Below are 422 nucleotides of genomic sequence, written 5' to 3'. Positions count from 1 at the left end.
CGGTTAGGGAACTCCAACGACCATCATAGATACGGTCGTAATAACCGGAGCCTGGCACAAATCCCCGGCTCTCGTTAAAGAAGTCGCTTCCTAAGCGTTTGCCAAAGCCGAAGTTGTTAAGATATTCGCGCCATTTTTCGATCCCTGCTTTTGGCGAACCATGAGCAGGATTATCTAAAACATTGCGGAAAACAATACAGTAATAGGTGTTGCACGACACTGCCAAGGAGGGAATCAGATCAACTGGAGAACGGTGGTGCCGGCAGCCCACAGAGAGCCCACGTGCGTGATATGCTCCGGAGCAGGAGTATGGTGTGTTGGTTCGCAACACATTCTCCTGTAGCCCGATTAGCCCCATAACCATTTTAAAGGTGGAACCTGGTGGATATGCTGACATGATGGCGCGGTTAAGGAGGGGCGAC

1 protein-coding gene is annotated in these 422 nt (G+C 50.9%); it reads right to left on the bottom strand.

Translation table 11 applies throughout. From position 1 onward, the window contains the following. On the bottom strand, nucleotides 1-358 hold a 358-nt coding region (locus C6366_RS21225), incomplete at its 3' end, for a penicillin-binding transpeptidase domain-containing protein (RefSeq protein WP_233248592.1). Nucleotides 359-422 lie beyond the last annotated feature (64 nt).

It is taken from the genome of Desulfonatronum sp. SC1 (genome assembly GCF_003046795.1).
In the GTDB taxonomy this organism is placed as follows: domain Bacteria; phylum Desulfobacterota; class Desulfovibrionia; order Desulfovibrionales; family Desulfonatronaceae; genus Desulfonatronum.
This window is presented reverse-complemented; position numbering and strand designations above follow the sequence as displayed.